We start from the raw sequence: 17,202 nt of genomic DNA on the forward strand, positions 1-17,202 counted from the left end.
GGGCGTCGTGCGGCGTGTCCTGATCCTGCTGGCCCCGATCGCGGCTCTGGCCGCCGGGCTGGCCGTCGCCCGGCGGCGCCTGGTCGTCGTCCGGATCAGCGGGGCGAGCATGCTGCCGACCTACCGCACCGGCGACCGGGTGCTCGTCCGCAGGACGACGGGGGCGGGCATCGGACGCGGTCAGGTCGTGGTGCTGCAGACGTTGCCGCCCGGTGGCGAGTGGCGCACCGGGCCGCTGCCGGCGCCGGGGGCGGCCATGTGGTTCATCAAGCGGGCGGTGGCCGTGCCGGGCGACCCGGTTCCGCCCGAGGTCGCGGGCCGGGTGGGGGCGTCGCCGGGCGACACGGTCCCGGCCGGCCGGCTGGTCGTCCTGGGGGACGGGCCGGTCAGCGAGGACTCGCGGGTGTGGGGTTACGTGCCGTTCGACCGGGTGCTCGGCGTCGTCGTCCGGTCGATGTCGCCCGTCCGCGGGTCCGGTGGGGTGGCCGGTTCGTAGCCCTGGGCCTGGAGGGTGAACAGGCTCGCGTACTCCCCGCCGAGCGCCATCAGCTCGGCGTGCGAACCCTGCTCGGCGATCCGGCCCTCGGCGAGCACGACGATCGCGTCCGCGTCCCGGACCGCGCCCAGCCGGTGGGAGATCAGCAGGCTGGTGCGTCCGGCGCGGTGGCGGCGCAGGCTCTGGTGGATGGCGTGCTCGGCCTGCGCGTCCAGGCCGGAGCTCGGCTCGTCCAGCACGAGCAGGTCGCGTCCCTTCCGCATCAGGGCGCGGGCCAGCGCCAGGCGCTGCCACTGACCGCCGGACAGCACCACTCCGGCCTGGGGGTCGTCCCGGTCGCCGAAGAAGATCCGGCTCAGCAGCGTGTCGTAGCCCCGCGGCAGCCCGGCGACCGTCTCGTGGACGCCGGCCAGCCGGGCGGCGGCCTCGACCCGCTCCCGGTCGCCGATCGCCGCGACGTCGCCGAGGCCGATGTTCTCGGCCGCGGTCAGGTCGTAGGACATGTAGTCCTGGAAGACCGCGCCGATGCGGCCGCGCAGCTCGGCGGGGTCCGTCTCGCGCAGGTCGACGCCGTCCCAGAGGATGGACCCGCGCACCGGGTCGTACAGCCGGCAGATCAGCTTGACCAGGGTGCTCTTGCCCGCGCCGTTCAGGCCGACGAGGGCGAGCGAGCCGCCGCGGGGGACGAAGAGGTCGACCCCGCGCAGCACCCACGGATGGGCGTCGTCGTACCGGAACCAGACGTCGCGCACCTCGATGCCCTCGCGCAACGCCGGGACGGGCCGCGGCCGCCGCGGCACGGGCAGGTCGGGCGGGTCGGCCACCACGTCGAGGTAGTGCCCGAACATCAGCAGCGCGTTGTGCGCGTCCGCCGACTGGCCGACGATCGACGCCAGCGCCGACTGCACCCCGGCCACGGCCGCGACGAACACGGCGACGTCGCCGACGCTCAGCGCGCCCGACGCGGCGGCGATGATCGCCCAGAGCAGGCCGACCGCCGCGACGGCCGCCCCCACCAGCGACAACGCGCCCTGAGTACGCAGGGTCCGGCGGGCCAGCCCCTGCTCGGCGGCGTTGACCGCGCGCAGCTCGGCCAGCATCCGGCCGCGCAGCAGATCGCCCAGGCCGAACAGGCGGATCTCCTTGGCCGCGTCGGGGCTGGTGAGCAGGCCGGCGAAGAAGATCTGCCGCCGGGCCCTGGAGCTGACGCCCCACATCATGCCCGCGCGACGCCTCGACAGGTCGAGCTGGGCGCGGACCGACGGGATCGCGGAGAGCGCCACGACGACGATCATCCCCGGCGCGAGCACGGCCAGCGCCGCGGTGAACCCGGCGAGGGTGACGGCTCCCTGGGCGATCCCCAGGGTCGAGCGGACGATCCGCTGCGGCGCGTTCTGCCCGGCCTCCTGCGCCAGCCGCATGCGGTCGTGGAAGGCCGGGTTCTCGAACCGGCTCAGCCCCGGATGGGCGTTGACCGCCTGGAACAGCCGGTCCTGGATCAGCACCTGGAGGGCGCGGCGGAGCTGCTCCTGGGCGTACTCCGCGACCGCGGGCAGGGCCGCGCCGGCCAGGCCGGTCACGCCGAGGGCCACGCCCGGCGGCAGCAGTTCGGCGGGCCCCGCCCCGGCGGCCAGGCCGTCCAGGACGAGCTTGGTCAGCCACGCGGCGGCCACCGGGACCAGCCCCATGAGCAGCACCGCGATCCCCGACCCCAGGACGGCGGCCGGATGCGCCCGCCAGGCGAGCGCCACGGCCGCGCGCGCACGCCGTCCCCGGGCGGCGCCGCCGGGCCCGGCAGGAGGGGTCATCGGCGGGTGACCGCCGGCAGCCTGCCCGGGGCGGTGTCGGCCGCCACGACCACCGCGTCACCGTCGACCAGGAAGAAGCTGGGGAACTGCGAGACCTGCAACGCCCTGCTCACCGGGCCGCCCATCGGCTCCACGACGACGGTGGCCGACGTCAGCTCGCGGGTGAACCGCCGGGCCTCGTCCGGGTCGCCCGTGACGACGGCCAGCACCCGCTCGGGACGCGTGTCGGCGAGGTAGGACGTGAACTCCGGCAGCAGCTCGTGGCAGGACGCGCACTCGGTGGAGAACACCGCCACCACGGAGACCCCCGAGAAGAACGCGCGCGACACGGTCCCGCCGTCGGCGGTCGTCGCGCTGAACTCGCCGATCGTCGTGCCCGGCTGCACCGTCGGGGGACGCGTCGGCCCCAGCTCCGACAGCCGCAGCGTGTGCGCGCGCAGGCGGCGGATCACCGCCAGCGTCAGCACCAGATTCACCAGGCACAACAGTCCGACGATGACGACGGCGGCGACGAGATAGGGCATGCGGGCTCCTCAGGGGTGACGCGGTTGTGCGGCGAACAGGTCGGCGAGGTCGTCGAAGAAGATCACGATGACGGCGAGGACGCCGCCGGCCAGCACGCTCAGGGCGACGCCCGCCGGATGCGGTGCGGCGTGCCCCGGCACGAGCCCGGCGGCGACCAGCGCGAGCAGCCCGGCGTTACGGACGAGGTGGCGGCCACCGAGCGGCGTCCCGGCGGCGCCGAAGCACCGGCACGGCGTCGTGGCGCCCGAGCGCATCGCCCTGACGATCCCGGCGCAGAAACCCACCAGGACGGTGCCGGCCAGCAGCAGGCCGGCCCGCACTGTCCCGGGGATCGCCAGCAGCACGACGACGCACCCTTCGGCCAGGACGACGGCGCCGCTCAGCGCCGTGACGGCCCGCGGCCCCAGCGGGACCAGGCCGCGCACGGACCCGCGGAACCCGGCGAAGGCGGACCTGCCGCGCACCTTGCCGGCCACCGCGACCAGGAAGACGACGCCCAGCGCCACCCGGCAGGCCGGCGCGACGTACTGCATGGCTGTCATGGGAGATCGGGAGGAGGCGTCAGCAGTAGTCGAAGCTGCCGCAGCTGACCGTGCCGCTGGAGTCGTGGTAGCAGCAGGTCCGGCAGAACTTGCCCTGACAGCACCAGTCGGTCCAGCACGCGGCCGAGGCGTTCGCCGAGGGGAGGAGTTTGTCGAGGAGGCGGTCTCCCAGCTGGTTGAGTGCGCGGATCATGGCAGCTCCTTGCGTGGGGATCTTTACGCGATCAACGTCGCCCAGCAAGAGACCGGAGTTAACGGAGAGATCGGCTGATACTGGAGATGGCTTTGAGCAGCAAGTGATCTTGACATTTCCGGACTGACCGTTATCCGCACGTAGGCCGTCGGTGTCGTTCACTGCCCGTTCTGGTGGACCAGGGGGCCCGAGTTCTTGAACGCCGCGCGCGAGGCGTCCTTGAGCCACTTGGCCGCGGCGGCGGCTCTGGTGAGGTTCGTGTGGACGGCGAGGGTGCGGATCACGTACCGGCCGCGCTGCCCGGTCCACGAGGACAGCTGCACGTCCCACCAGTTCGACGTGTAGCAGATTCCGGTCGACCCCGGACCGGTCTGAGGGCACCGGATGCCCCACTCCTGCGCGTAGGCGTCCTTGAGCCTCGCGTACGCGGCGCGGGCCCGGCCCGAGTCCTTCAGCGGGACGACCCAGACGGTCACCATGACGCGTCCCTTCGGGGCCCCCGAGCCGACGTAGACGCCCACGGCCATGTCGTCGCAGCGCGCCTTGCGCAGGGCGGACTTGACCCTGGCGACGGGCCACGGGCTCGGGCAGTCCTCCACCCCGGCCGCCTTACGGCTGAAACGCATCCCCATGGCACTCGTGAAGGACTGCGGGAGCAGGGCTTCGGCGGTGATCGGGGTCGGGTCCGTGCTCTCCTTGTCGAGGTCGGCGGGGGTGAACGGGTCCTCGCGCGGCTTTTCCGAGGGCGTCTGGGAAGGCGTCTGCGATGGTGTCTGGGAGGGCTCCGGCGTCTCTGAGGGGTTTGGCTGGGAGGAGGCGGCGGTGGAGGGGCGGCCGGTCGGCAGCGCTCCCCGTACCGCGTTCTTGACCACGGCTCGCACGCCCACCACGACCAGCACCAGAGCGACCGCTCCGGCGCCGACTGCCAGGCCGACCCTCTTCGACCGGCCCCCGTCGCCGCCGGTTGGAGGCGTCGAAGGGACGTCCTGGCCAGGCGGCCCGTGCGGGTCCGCCGGGCCGGGAGGAAGGTTCTCCCGCGTCGGCGGATATACCCGGAGGGTGAGCCGCTCGGCCTCCGGGATGCCCGTCGTGGCGTGCGCCGCGGGAGGGGCAGGAGGGACGGGAACGGCCGGCGGAGACTCGTCGCCGGTCAGGCGGCGTACCAGGGCGGCGGCGCCTGGCCGGGCGGCGGGCTCCTTGGCCAGGCAGGCCGCCAGCACCGGCCGCAGCTCCGGCGGCACGGACGACAGGTCGGGTTCGCGGGTCAGAATGGCGTGCATGATGGCGGGAAGGGCGTCTCCACGGAAGGCCTGCTGCCCGGTGGCCGCGTAGACCATGGTGGCCGCCCAGCTGAACAGGTCGGCCGCCGGGGTGATCGGCGCTCCGCCGAACTGCTCCGGCGCCATGTAGACGGGGGTGCCCACCACGCTGTGCGTGGCCGTCTGGGTGGTCACCCTGGCGATCCCGAAGTCGATCACCACGGGCCCCTCAGGGCCCATGATCACATTGTGCGGCTTGAAGTCGCGGTGGACGATCCCCGCCCGGTGGATGGCCGCCAGCGCGGTGAGCGTGGCCACCGCGAGCCGCTCCAGCCCGCTGCCCGATCGCGGCCCCTCTGTCCTGACCAGCAGATCGAGCGACGGCCCCGGAATGTGCTCGCTGACGATGTACGGCCTGCCGGCCACCAGGCCCGTGTCCAGCACCCGCGCCGTACAGAACGCGGCCACCCGGCGGGCCGCCTCCGCCTCGCGCAGGAACCGGCGGCGTGCGTTCTCGTCCGCCGCGGCATCGGCGTGCAACACCTTGACCGCGACCTGCTCGCCGGACGGCCCCTGCCCCAGGAGAACCGTCCCCTGACCGCCTCGCCCCAGCACCCCGACCAGCCGATAGGGGCCGATTCGGGCTAAGTCTTCCGGCGTGAGCGGCTGCACGAGATCTCACCCTAGCGTTCGCCGGCAAGATCTCCTCAAAGTCCCACACAGCGGGTCAAGTCACTGCGGAGCACCCCATCAAGCGTTGCGTCGCCACCGGGCTGCGCGGACGACGTCGGAGCAGCTTCTCGGCGGCGCCGGGCCTACGCGGGGAAGACGATGTTGGGCCGGTCGGAGCCGGTGACGTCGTCGCCGAGGTGGGTGGGGATGAAGGCGCGGTCGGGCCAGCGTGCGGCCAGGGCCTCGACGTCGTCCAAGCCCATGGATGGCGTAGCCCAGCGCGATCGGCGTGGCGTGCTGCACCGGCGGGGCCCGTACCAGGTAGTCGCGCCCCTGGCCGGGGCCCTCCCATCGACCGCCGGCGGGGCCGAACTCGTTCCTCCAGCCCGGTGGGGCCGAGCAGGACGAGTTCACCGTCGCGTTCGCGCAGCAGCCCCTGCTCCATGAGCAGGAAGACGATGTCGAAGAAGTGCTCGGCGTGGAAGTGCGTGATCAGGCAGAGGTCGATGGCCGTCAGGTCGATCCCGCCGCGGCGCATCGCCTTGACCGAGCCGTTGGGTGTGTCGACGAGGAGCGTGCCGTCGATGAGCGCACTCGCGCTCATCCGGTCGGTGAAGATCGATCCGGTGCCGATGAGATGCAACCGCATGCGGGTTCTTTCCGTCACGGGGATGCGGGCACGGAGAGGTGCTCTGCGTCAGGTTGCCGGGCGCCCGCCCGGGGCACCCCGCAAGGCGCGGGCGGAGGACCGGCGGGAACGCTCGGCGCCGCCTGGCGGATCGGCCCGCCGGGTGAGCGGCCCTCCGGCCGCTCCCGGCCGCCGCCGGACCGGCGGCGCTCACGATGCAGTCACCAGTCCCGGCGTTTCGCGGACTTTCCGGACGGACTCCCCCACGCGCCCACGACGGTTCGGGCCACCGGTCTGAGCTGCCGGTCTGAGCTGCCGGTCTGAACCGTCGGCCGCTCAGGAGGTCTGGAGCCGCCGGCATCCTTGGCCCCGGACCCACAGGCTGCCTTCGGCCCAGCCAGTGACGCAGCGGTAGACGGCCCGGTCTCTGGAATTGATGACGAAGTCGGACAGAGGCCCCCAATGGTCGGTGTCGCAGGCACGGGCGAAGATGTCCGGCAGTTGCGCGTCCACCTCCTGACACGTGATGACCTCGCCCGCCCGCGCCACCGGCGCGTTGAGCGAAACAGCGGTGGCTGCCTGGGCTGTGGCGAGCGGGGCCATCGCCACGGCGCCGGCGGCGGCGAGGGCGGCCAGGGCGATCGGGATACGTCGCATGATCGATTTCCCTTCGGGACGGGAGCGGCGGATGCCACCCAATCCCAACCCTAAACATAGAGTGATTAATCAACTACTATCCGTTACGCCAGTAACCAGGGGCCTAGCACCCAGCGCCTTGCTGCTCCTACGGTGAGCACCGAAACCGGCCAAAAACTCGTGGACGTCTGTCGAACACCTTGCGACCATCACACCGTGACAGATGAAGCCGATCGCCAGACGTCATTCCCCACCAGTCCGAAGCAGGTGCGCTTCGTCGAGTTGTCGAGCACCGCGATGTCCGCTCTGCTCGACGGGGATCTGGCCACAGCCAGCGATGCGGCCGGGGTCGCTCTGACCGATTACTTCGTGACAGACAGAGCACGGTGGCTGTGGCGGATCCGGATCGACCAGATGGCCGCCGACCCGGACCAAGCACCGTGGATGGCGCGGCAGGCGGTGACCGGGCCCGAAGGCGTCGTCATCGGCCATGCCGGCTTTCACGGACCGCCCGACGAGGCCGGCATGGTGGAGATCGGCTACGCGGTCGCTCCAGAGTTCCGTCGCCAGGGGTACGGCCGCGCCATCCTGATCGAGTTGCTGCACCGGGCCGCGGCCGAACCGACGATCAAGACCGTACGGGCGACGATCAGCCCCGACAACGCGGCGTCCCTGGCCACGATCGCCGGCTTCGGCTTCGTCAAGGTCGGAGAGGACTGGGACGAAGAGGACGGCCACGGCCTCATCTTCGAAGCCCCCGCCAACCACAGCCGCTAGATGCGAACCGTCCTCCGCCCTCATTCCGTTGCTACAGCGCCCGACGGGGTTGCGGCGCCAGCGGCTACTTCGCCAGCTGGCGAGCGATGACCAGGCGCTGGATCTGGTTGGTGCCCTCGAAGATCTGCATGATTTTGGCTTCGCGCATGTAGCGCTCCACCCGGAACTCCCTGGTGTAGCCGTAGCCGCCGAACACCTGGACCGCGTCCGTCGTGACCTTCATGGCGGTGTCCGTGGCGACCAGTTTGGCCACGCTGGCCTGCCGGCTGTAGTCGAGGCCGGCGTCGCGGCGGCGGGCGGCGTCCAGGTACGTCGCCCGCGCGCTGTCCACCCCCGCCGCCATGTCGGCCAGCAGGAAGCCGAGGCCCTGGTGGTCGATGATGCGCTTGCCGAAGGTCTGCCGCTCCTTGGCGTAGGCGACGGCCTCGTCGAGGGCCGCCTGGGCCAGGCCGACGGCGCAGGCCGCGATGCCGAGCCGGCCGGAGTCGAGGGCGCTGAAGGCGATCTGCAGGCCCTGGCCCTCCTCGCCGATCAGCCGATCGCCGTCGATGACGGCGCCGTCCCAGTGGGCGCTGGTGGTCGGCACGGCGTGCAGGCCCATCTTCTCCTCGGGGCGGCCGAACGTCAGCCCTTCGGCCGCGCCGGGCGCGAGGAAGCAGGAGATGCGCTCGCCGGTGCGGGCGAACAGGGCGTAGAAGTCGGCGATGCCGCCATGGGTGATCCAGGCCTTGTTGCCGGTGATGCGGTAGTCGCCGCTCTCGGTGCGCTCGGCCCGGCAGGTCAGCGCGCCCGCGTCCGAGCCCGCCTGCGGCTCCGACAGGCTGTAGCCGCCGACGATCCGTCCGGCCAGCATGTCGGGCAGCCAGCGTTCGCGCTGCTCGGGGGTGCCGTACGCGGCCACGGGGAAGCAGGCCAGCGTGTGCACGCTCGTCGCCACCGCGACCGCCGCCCAGCGGGCCGCCAACTCCTCGATCACCTGGAGGTACACCTCGTACGGCTGTCCGCCCCCGCCGAACTCCTCGGGGTAGGGCAGCCCGAGCAGTCCGGCGGCGCCGAGGGTGGCGAACAGCCCCTCCGGGTACGTCTCCGCGCGCTCGTGCTCGTCGACCCGGCGCGCGAGCTCCTTGTCGGCGATGTCGCGGGTCAGCTCGATCAGGTCTTTGGCGTCCTGGTCGGGGAGCAGGCGGTCAACGGTCACGACGACTCCTTGGGTGCGGCTTCGGCGAGGCGGGCCAGGGCGGCCGCGGCCCGCTCACGGAACTCGGCGACGCGGGCGAGCTTGATGTCCTCGTACCCGCGGATCGACTCGGGAAGGCCGGCGATCTCGGCGACGGCGTCGATCGTGCCGGGGGTCAGCCGGGCGAGGGCGGCACGCATGAGATCACGATATTCGGTGATCAGTTCCCTTTCGACCCGGCGGACCTCGGCCTGGCCGAACACGTCGAGGGCGGTCCCGCGCAGCACGCGCGCGGCCCGCAGGCCGCGGAACAGCACCGGCGCGGAGCGGCGCAGCCGGATCTTGCGCTTCATGCCCATCGCGCGCAGCAGCGGCGGGTGCAGCATCACGGACACGACCGCGTCGGCGCCGTACTCGCGCTCGCGCCTGGCCTGCTCCTCGGGGTCGAGGTGCAGGCGGGCGACCTCGTACTCGTCCTTGTAGGCCATGAGCTTGTGCAGGGAGCGGGCGTAGGCGAGCCCGACGCGCGCGCCGGCCTCCTCCCCCGCGCGCCCGGCCGCCTCGGCGACCACGCGCCTGACGTCGCTCTCGTACGTACGGGCGTAGGTCTGGTTCTGGTAGCCGGTCAGGTCCGCCACCCGCAGGGCCAGCGTCTCCTCCAGGCCGGGCGCGGGCCGCTCGGCGGGCTCGGCGAGCGCGGCCCGGCGTACCGCCTCACGGTCGGCGACGGCGGCCCGGCCCCAGCGGAAGGCCGCGAGGTTCTTCTCGACGGCGGCCTTGTTGAGCCTGATCGCCGCCTCGATCGAGGCGGCCGAGACGGGCAGGCAGCCGTGCTGGTACGCCGCGCCGACCAGCAGCATGTTGGCCGGCATGTGGTCGCCGAACAGCGCCTCGGACAGCTCGTGGGCGTCGAGGTACAGGTTGTCCGCGCCCTCCGTGGCGGACTCCAGCCTGACCACCGCGTCGGCCGAGGAGCCGGGCACGGTCGCCCGTCCGGTGACCATGGCGGCGGTGGGCACGATGGAGGTGTTCACCACGGCGACCGTCCGGCCGGGCGCGGCGACGGCGAGGTTGGCGTCGGCGGCGACCCCGAGCAGGTCGAACCCGATCAGCACGTCGGCCGTGCCGCGCGAGGCGCGCACCGAGCCGTCCACCGGCCGCTTGGCGATGCGCACGTCGCTGACGACCGGGCCGCCCTTCTGCGCGAGGCCGGTCTGCTCGATGCCGGCGGCGTGCAGGCCGTCGAGGTGGGCGGCCATCTGCAGGATCTGCGAGACCGTGACGACGCCGGTGCCGCCGATGCCGGGCATCCGGATCAGCGTCTCGGCGTCGCCGTCGAGCCTGACGACCGGCTCCGGCAGCCGCACGGGCAGCGGCGGCAGCTCGCGCGGCGCCCTGGTGCCGGGCTCGACCAGCAGGAACGACGGGCAGTCGCCCTTGAGGCAGCTCAGGTCGGAGTTGCAGGACGGCTGGTGGATGCGCGTCTTGCGGCCGTACTCGGTCTCGACGGGCTGGACGGACAGGCACGTCGAGACGTCGCCGCAGTCGCCGCAGCCCTCGCAGACGCGCTCGTTGACCACGACCTTCGCCGTCGGGGTGGGCAGCTTGCCGCGCTTGCGCAGCCGCCGCTCCTCGGCCGCGCACTTGTCGTCGTGCAGCAGGACGGTCACGCCGTCGAGGGCGGCCAGCTCGCGCTCGACGTCGGCGAGGTCGTCGCGGTGCCGCACGGAGGCGATCGGCGCCAGCCGCACCCCGCGGTACGTCTCCGGCTCAGGCGTGGTGATGACGATCCTGCGCACGCCCTCCTCGGCCAGCGAGCGCGTGAGCGCGGGCACGTCGAGCCGCCCTTCGGCGCGCTGGCCGCCGGTCATGGCGACGGCGTCGTTGTAGAGCAGTTTGTAGGTCATCGTCACCCCGGCCGCCACCGCGGCCCGCACGGCCAGGGAGCCGGAGTGGTGGAAGGTGCCGTCGCCGAGGTTCTGCACGAAGTGCCGGTCCCGGGTGAACGGCGCGAGCCCGATCCACTGGGCGCCCTCGCCGCCCATCTGGGTGATGCCGATCTGGGTGCCGCGGCCGTGCCCGTCGAGGGCGATCATGGCGTGGCAGCCGATGCCGACGCCGACCAGCGTGTCGTCGGACGTGCGGGTGGAGGAGTTGTGCGGGCAGCCCGAGCAGAAGTACGGCGTGCGCGCGGCGACCATCGGCAGCAGGCGGCGCGCGGCGGACGCGGGCCGGGACAGGTGGACCGTCCCGCGCGGGAGCCGGTCGGGGCCGAGGCAGGCGGCCAGCGCCTTGGCGACGTCCTCGGCGCCGAGGGTGCCGCGGGCGGTCAGCAGGTCCCGGCCCGACACGACGGGGGCGCGTTCGCCGCCGTAGAGGGCCTGCTTGAGCTGCCCTTCCAGGAACGGCACCTTGTCCTCGACCACCAGCACCCGGTCGAGGTCGGAGGTCATGGCGGCCAGGTCGGCCTCGGCCAGCGGGAAGGGCATGCCGAGCCGGATCAGGCGCAGCCCGAGGTCCTCGGTGGCGCTCTCGTCCAGGCCGAGGTCGGCCAGGGCGCGCAGGACCACGGCGTACGTGGTGCCGGAGGCCAGGATGCCGAGCGTGGCGCGGGGGGCGTCGCGCATGACGCGGTTGAGCCCGTGCCTGCGGCCGTAGTCGCGGGCCAGCTCCAGCCTGCGGGTGAGCAGGTCGTACTCGGCGTCCAGGGCGGAGGGGCCGACCAGGATCGGTGACTTGCCGCGGTCGGCGTGGTCAGGGGTGGGGATGTCGTACGGCGCGCCCAGCTCGACGGTGGCCGAGGCGTCGGCGATGTCGGCGACGATCTTCAGGCCCGTCCACAGGCCGGTGGCGCGGGACAGGGCGACCGCGTGCAGGCCGAACTCGATGATCTCGGCGACCGAGCCGGGGGCGAGCAGCGGCATCGACAGGCTCTGGCACATCGGCTCGCACGAGCTGGGCACTGTGGAGGACTTGCAGCCGGGGTCGTCGCCGATCCAGGCCACCGCGCCGCCCAGCGCGGCGGTGCCGGCCATGTTGCCGTGCCTGATGGCGTCGGCGGCGCGGTCGAGGCCGGGGTTCTTGCCGTACCAGAAGGCGGTGACGCCGTCGTGGCTGCGGCCGGGGACCTGGCCGAGGAGCTGCGTGCCGGCCACGGCCGTCGCGGCCAGCTCCTCGTTGAGTCCGGGCTGGAAGACGACGCCGGCCTCGTCCAGGAAGCGGGCCGCGCGGCCCATCTCCAGGTCCAGGCCGCCCAGCGGGGAGCCCTGGTAGCCGGAGACGAAGGCCCTGGTGTTCAGGCCGCGGTCCCGGTCCAGGCGCCGCTGTTCGAGGGTCAGCCGGACGAGGGCCTGGATGCCGGAGATCAGCACCCGGCCGTCCGGCGCGGCGTACTTGTCGTCGAGCGACACGGTCGCGCTGTTCACGCTCACGCGAACCTCCTGGCGGGCAATGCGTATGTGGGGTTTCCCAGCACAGCAACGGAGAGCTACTGTGCGCAAGTATCAGACGTGAAACCACAACGAAGACGCAAATAATGTGAGCTGGGCGATTCTGGCGCAGAAGAACTTTGCGTCCCCAAGGAGGATTCTCACATGCCGGACATCGACGACATCGACCATCAGGTGCTCCGGCTGCTGCGCGAGGACGGCCGCCGCACCTTCTCCGAGATGGCCGAGCAGGTCGGGCTGTCGGTGGCGGCGGTCAAGCGGCGGGTCGACCGGCTCAGGGAGATCGGGGTGATCACCGGGTTCACCGTGCAGATTGACTACGCCAAGCTGGGCTGGGGCATCGAGGCGTTCACCGAGCTGCGGTACCCGGGGACCACGCCGGTGGGCGAGATCGTCCGCACGGCGACGGACGTGCCCGAGGTGCAGGCCGTCTTCACCATCGCCGGCGACCCCGACGCCCTCATCCACGTACGGGTGCGCGACCTCGGACACCTCCAGCAGGTCATCGACCGGCTGCGCCGGGCCGGCAACGTCACCGGCACCAAATCCCTGCTGGTCCTGGGCTCCTGGACGCGCGACGCCCTCACCTGACGACCCGGCCGTCCGCTCGCGGCGCGCGTCGCCGGAGGGTCAGTTCACCCAGGCGTACTCCAGCTCGGGCAGCTCGAACCCCTGCTGGAAACGGCACATCCGCTCGTCGGTGCGGCGTGCGCCGTGCCGTTCGTAGAAGCCGATGGCCCGGGTGTTCGCCCTGAGCACCTCCAGGTAGACCTCCCGGCCGGGATGCTCGTCCGCCGCCCAGGCCAGTCCGTGCCGCAGCAGGCGCGATCCGGCGCCCGAGCCCGTGCTCCCGGGCCGCACGTGCAGGTTGTCGAGCAGGATCCGGCCGTCCGGGGACGGCAGCAGGTAGGCGAAGCCGAGCAGCTTCCCGTCGTCGTCGTGGCCGACGAACAGGCCCGCCCCCCGGACGGGCGGGTCCAGCCGCTCCCGCCAGAGCGCGAGCCGGTCGTCGTCCAGGGGGCCGTTCAGGAAACCGTCGGGCATGATGCCCGCGTAGGCCGTGCGCCAGCTCTCCACATGCAACGCCACGATCGGGGAAATGTCGTCAATTGTCCCGTTCCTTATCAGCATGGCGGAGAGCATTCCATACCGGGACGGGCCTCACCCCACCCGGCAGGAGACCGCGGGCCAGGTCCAGTCGCCGTTGTGCTGGACGGTGAACCCGAAGGTGTTGCCGTTGCCGTTCGGCCGCATCGTCATGACGTTGCCGGTGCCGTCCCAGGCCGGGGTGCCGTTCCAGGTGGCGATGATCTTCTGCGGGCTGCGCACGGTGACGGTGACGATCCAGGAGTTCGTGCCGGAGACCGCGACCGACAGGTTGAAGCGGTCGGCCCACTGCTGGCCCGCGGACACGGTCGCCGTGCAGGCGCCGCCACCGGGCGGCGGGGACGAGGGCGGGGTGGTCGGGCCGCTCCCGTCGGGCGCGACGGCCCGGCCGGTCACCGGCGAGATCATGCCCGCGCACATGTTGCGGGCGCGCAGGTTCGCGGCGATCTGCGGGATCGCGGCGATGGTCGTCGCGTAGTTGTCGTGCATGAGGATGACCTGGCCGTTCTGCAGCCGGCCGGCGGCCTGGACGATCTGGGCGGTGCTCGCGCCGTTCCAGTCCTGGGAGTCGACGTCCCAGATGATCTCGGTGAGGCCGAGTTGCTGCTCGACCGACCGGAGGGTGGCGTTGGTCTCCCCGTACGGCGGCCGGAACAGCCTCGGCGCGGCGCCGGTGGCCTGCTGGATCGCCTGCTGGGTGCGTTGCAGCTCGGACTGGATCTGGGCGGCGCTCAGCTGCGTCAGGTGCGGGTGGGTCCAGCTGTGGTTGCCGATCCACATGCCCGCGTTCTGCTGGGCGCGGACCAGGGCCTGGTTGTTCTGCGCGTTCTGGCCGACGTTGAACATCGTGGCCCGCAGGCCGTTGGAGGTCAGCGCGTTGAGCAGGCTGGAGGTGGTGGCGGGGTTGGGGCCGTCGTCGTAGGTGAGGCCGACGTAGCCGCCACTGCAGTCGGCGGCGTTCGAGGGGGTGGTGGCCCAGGTCAGCGCGAGGCCCGCGGCGAGCGTGCACGCGGCGCCGAGGATGAGCAACTTCCTGATCATGGTCTGCCTCCAAGGCGGGCGGCGGGTACGGGAAGCTCGATCGCGAGTGTGATGACCATGCCGAAACATGTCAATCCATCACAGAAACTTTCGCCACCGCCCGGATGACAACACCAGGACGAGCTGCGGCGACCGGGAGAGAAAGTTTCGGCGCACGGAAAGCTTCATGGCCCATACGTAGATTTCCCGATGTTTTGCCCGCCGGATGTCCCTACTGTCGGGCCCATCCGAAGCCTTCCGAGCAAGGTGGGTTCATGCGCGCGCTGACCGTCCTCCTGTCCGGACTCCTGCTGGCCACCACCCTCCAACCGCCCGCCGTCGCCGCCGCCGACGGGAAGGACGTCGCCGGGACGAAGCCGGGCCCCGTCGTGCCCGACGTCGTCTACCAGCGGGCCGACTTCGCCACCGGCACCGGCGAGGGCACGTCCGCCGCCGACGGGCTGTCGTTCGCCTCGGCCGCCGGCACCACCTCCTACACCGACGCCCTGGGCACCAGGACGTGGGAGTACGCCCGCTGGACCGGCCCCGAGCGCACGGTCGGCTTCCCCGCCACCCAGCTGATCGCCTCCTGGACGGCCGACGTGCCCCAGGGAAGCTGGCTTCAGGTCGAGGCCAGGGCCAGGAACACCGCCGGGCTGAGCAAGTGGTACGTCCTCGGCCGCTGGTCCTACGCCGAGGGCGACATCCTGCGCACCTCCGTGGCCGGCCAGGGCGACGCCGACGGGTCCGTCGCCGTGGACACGCTGGTGGCGGCGTCCGGGCGGCAGCTGTCGGCGTACCAGCTCCGCCTGACCCTCTACCGCAGTCCGGGCTCGGCCGTGACGCCCCGGGTGCGCACGTTCGGCGCGATGGCCTCGAACGTGCCCGACCGCAAGACCGTCCCGGTCAGCCCCGGCGGCGGGGCGTGGGGCGTCGAGCTGAACGTCCCGCGCCGCTCCCAGAACGTGCACGCGGGCCACTACCCCGAGTGGGACGGCGGCGGCGAGGCGTGGTGCAGCCCGACCTCGACCACGATGGTGCTCGGCTACTGGGACAAGTGGCCGAGCGCGCAGGACACCTCCTGGGTGGACCCGTCCGACCCGAACCCCGAGGTGGACCACGCGGCCCGCTACACCTACGACCACGCCTACCAGGGCGCCGGCAACTGGCCGTTCAACACCGCCTACGCCGGCCGCTACGGCCTGGACGGCTTCGTCACCCGCCTGCGCACCCTGACCGAGCTGGAGCGGCTGATCAAGGCGGGCATCCCGGTGATCACCTCGCAGTCGTTCAAGAAGGGCGAGCTGCCCGGCGCCGGTTACGGCACCGACGGCCACCTCATGGTGATCGTCGGCTTCACCGCGACGGGCGACGTGATCGCCAACGACCCGGCCTCCGCCGGCAACGACGCCGTCCGCCACGTCTATCCGCGCGCCGACTTCGAGAACGTGTGGCTGCGCAGTTCGAGCAGCGGCGGCGTCGCCTACGTCATCCGCCCGCCCGGCCACGCCCTGCCCGCCACGACGCCGGGCCTGCCCGCCAACTGGTGATCAGTCCAGCACCGGGTAGTTGGCGCGGAACACGCCCTGCGGGTCGCGCGACCGCTTGATCTCGCGCAGCCGGGCGAGCGCCGGCTCGGGGAACGCCTGAGCCGCCCGCTCGCCCGGCGACAGGAACGTGTACGGCTTGCGCCCGCTCACCCGGTCGCCCAGGGCGGCGACGACCGCGTCCTGCTTGGCCCGTACGGCCTGGCCCAGCTCGGGGCTGATCCCGGCCCCGAGCAGGTAGAGCAGGTACGGCTCGGCCAGCGCTCCCCCGGCGCCGCCGCCCGGCCGGGTCAGCGCCCCGCCCAGGTGCCTGACCTGCATGGCGACCAGCGGCCCGACCGGCTCGGCCAGCATGATCTCCACGGCGCCGGCGTCCAGCCCGGTCAGCAGCTCGGTGCGGGCCACCGCGGGCGCCGGGTCGGTCGGCTCGGCGGTGATCGCGCCGAGATCGGCCGTGGCCATGGCGGACCGGGTGTCGCTCAGCACGCCGTCGATCTTGGCGAGCCGGCCCAGCAGGCTCTCGGCCTCGGCCGCCTCGCCCAGGTAGGCCAGGTCCACGGTCACCATCGGAGGCGCCTTGGGGAACTGGACCCGGTTCACCCACAACGACAGCTCGGGCGGCGCGTCGGCGGTCAGTTCGCGGAAGGCCGCGAACACCTCGGCCTCCTGCCGGCCGGGCCACATGAGGCGGCCGCCGTACAGGGCGCGCTCGGCGTACAGGTCGAACTCGACGGCGGTGACCAGCGCGAAGTCGCCGCCGCCGCCGCGCAGCGCCCAGAACAGGTCGGGGTCGCTCTCCCCCGTCACCCGCGCGGGCCGCCCCTCGGCGTCCACGACGTCGAAGGCGCGCACGCTGTCGGCCGCCCAGCCGTACCTGCGGCCGAACCAGCTCAGGCCGCCGCCGAGGGTGTAGCCGGTGACGGTGACGGCGGGGTTGCTGCCGGCCAGCCCGGTCAGGCCGTGCCTGCCCGCCTCGGCCTGCACCGCGCCCCAGGTCACGCCTGCCCCCGCGCGGGCGCGCCGCTCGGCCGGGTCGATCTCCAGCTCGTCCAGCCGGTTGGTGCGCAGCAGGATCACGCCGTCGGCGGTGCCGCTCGCGCCGTGGCCGCGCGGCTGGGCGGAGACGGTCAGCCCCTCCTCGCGGGCATGGCGGACCAGGGCGGCCACGTCGGCGGCGTCGGCCGCCTCGACCACGGCGGCCACCGGCTGGGCCACGGTGAGGTTCCACGCCCTGGCCGCCGCCTCGAAACCCTCGTCGCCGGGCAGCCACACGCGTCCCTCGACCGCGGTGCGCAGCTTGTCGTACGTCATCGTCCACTCCTTCATGAAGACTCACCTCCTTGACGACGCGAGCCCGGGAAAGGTG

At 72.7% G+C, this 17,202-nt stretch carries 15 protein-coding genes; 4 read left to right on the plus strand and 11 right to left on the minus strand.

Annotation, left to right across the window (positions count from 1 at the left end):
• Positions 1–7: 7 nt before the first annotated feature.
• Positions 8–496 (plus strand): S26 family signal peptidase, encoded by a 489-nt coding sequence (locus ACIBK9_RS21345; RefSeq protein ID WP_397160502.1) that lies wholly within the window; start codon positions 8–10, stop codon positions 494–496.
• Here the strand turns inward: ACIBK9_RS21345 and ACIBK9_RS21350 are convergent.
• From ACIBK9_RS21350 to ACIBK9_RS21375, 6 genes are all read right to left on the minus strand, one after another.
• Positions 412–2,304 carry an ABC transporter ATP-binding protein gene (locus ACIBK9_RS21350; RefSeq protein ID WP_397160504.1) on the minus strand — a complete coding sequence of 631 codons (1,893 nt, stop codon included), beginning with the start codon at positions 2,302–2,304 and terminating at the stop codon, positions 412–414. The genes ACIBK9_RS21345 and ACIBK9_RS21350 overlap by 85 nt on opposite strands.
• Complete coding sequence (locus ACIBK9_RS21355) at positions 2,301–2,828, minus strand: TlpA disulfide reductase family protein (protein WP_358292282.1); 528 nt, start codon at positions 2,826–2,828, stop codon at positions 2,301–2,303. Before ACIBK9_RS21355 ends, ACIBK9_RS21350 begins: the two co-directional genes overlap by 4 nt.
• 9 nt (positions 2,829–2,837) lie before the next feature.
• Complete coding sequence (locus ACIBK9_RS21360; protein WP_397160507.1) at positions 2,838–3,362, minus strand: MauE/DoxX family redox-associated membrane protein; 525 nt, start codon at positions 3,360–3,362, stop codon at positions 2,838–2,840.
• A 28-nt stretch (positions 3,363–3,390) separates the two neighbouring features.
• Positions 3,391–3,564, minus strand: coding sequence for a hypothetical protein (locus ACIBK9_RS21365; protein ID WP_352318817.1), 174 nt, complete (start codon positions 3,562–3,564; stop codon positions 3,391–3,393).
• A gap of 158 nt (positions 3,565–3,722) precedes the next feature.
• A complete protein-coding gene (locus ACIBK9_RS21370) occupies positions 3,723–5,495 on the minus strand; it encodes a protein kinase (RefSeq protein WP_397160509.1) in 1,773 nt (590 codons plus the stop codon).
• Positions 5,496–6,459: 964 nt separating this feature from the next.
• Positions 6,460–6,780: a hypothetical protein gene (locus ACIBK9_RS21375; protein ID WP_358292272.1), complete on the minus strand. Its 321-nt coding sequence runs from the start codon at positions 6,778–6,780 to the stop codon at positions 6,460–6,462.
• A gap of 195 nt (positions 6,781–6,975) precedes the next feature.
• Between ACIBK9_RS21375 and ACIBK9_RS21380 the strand changes: the two genes are divergently transcribed.
• Positions 6,976–7,536 (plus strand): GNAT family N-acetyltransferase, encoded by a 561-nt coding sequence (locus ACIBK9_RS21380; protein WP_397160511.1) that lies wholly within the window; start codon positions 6,976–6,978, stop codon positions 7,534–7,536.
• 64 nt (positions 7,537–7,600) lie between these two features.
• On the opposite strand, the gene ACIBK9_RS21385 is transcribed toward ACIBK9_RS21380, so the two are convergent.
• Together ACIBK9_RS21385 and ACIBK9_RS21390 are read right to left on the minus strand one after the other, a co-directional pair.
• Entirely contained in the window at positions 7,601–8,734 is a 1,134-nt protein-coding gene (locus tag ACIBK9_RS21385; RefSeq protein WP_352352574.1) for an acyl-CoA dehydrogenase family protein, read from the minus strand.
• Positions 8,731–12,213 (minus strand): indolepyruvate ferredoxin oxidoreductase family protein, encoded by a 3,483-nt coding sequence (locus tag ACIBK9_RS21390; RefSeq protein WP_397160514.1) that lies wholly within the window; start codon positions 12,211–12,213, stop codon positions 8,731–8,733. Before ACIBK9_RS21390 ends, ACIBK9_RS21385 begins: the two co-directional genes overlap by 4 nt.
• Before the next feature lie 93 nt (positions 12,214–12,306).
• Between ACIBK9_RS21390 and ACIBK9_RS21395 the strand changes: the two genes are divergently transcribed.
• Entirely contained in the window at positions 12,307–12,753 is a 447-nt protein-coding gene (locus tag ACIBK9_RS21395) for an Lrp/AsnC family transcriptional regulator (protein WP_357979480.1), read from the plus strand.
• A 39-nt stretch (positions 12,754–12,792) separates the two neighbouring features.
• On the opposite strand, the gene ACIBK9_RS21400 is transcribed toward ACIBK9_RS21395, so the two are convergent.
• Both ACIBK9_RS21400 and ACIBK9_RS21405 read right to left on the minus strand, forming a co-directional pair.
• On the minus strand, positions 12,793–13,251 hold the full coding sequence (locus ACIBK9_RS21400) for a GNAT family N-acetyltransferase (protein ID WP_397160516.1): 459 nt from the start codon (positions 13,249–13,251) through the stop codon (positions 12,793–12,795).
• A gap of 72 nt (positions 13,252–13,323) precedes the next feature.
• The gene (locus ACIBK9_RS21405; RefSeq protein WP_397160518.1) at positions 13,324–14,310 is read right to left on the minus strand and encodes a polysaccharide deacetylase family protein; all 987 of its coding nucleotides are present in this window, start codon (positions 14,308–14,310) and stop codon (positions 13,324–13,326) included.
• 254 nt (positions 14,311–14,564) lie between these two features.
• On the opposite strand from ACIBK9_RS21405, the gene ACIBK9_RS21410 reads away from it, so the two are divergent.
• Positions 14,565–15,839 (plus strand): C39 family peptidase, encoded by a 1,275-nt coding sequence (locus ACIBK9_RS21410; RefSeq protein WP_397160520.1) that lies wholly within the window; start codon positions 14,565–14,567, stop codon positions 15,837–15,839.
• Here ACIBK9_RS21410 and ACIBK9_RS21415 read toward each other — a convergent pair whose 3' ends face one another.
• Positions 15,840–17,162 (minus strand): FAD-binding oxidoreductase, encoded by a 1,323-nt coding sequence (locus ACIBK9_RS21415; protein WP_397160522.1) that lies wholly within the window; start codon positions 17,160–17,162, stop codon positions 15,840–15,842.
• Positions 17,163–17,202 lie beyond the last annotated feature (40 nt).

Source organism: Nonomuraea sp. NPDC050227, assembly GCF_044459705.1.
Classification (GTDB): domain Bacteria; phylum Actinomycetota; class Actinomycetes; order Streptosporangiales; family Streptosporangiaceae; genus Nonomuraea.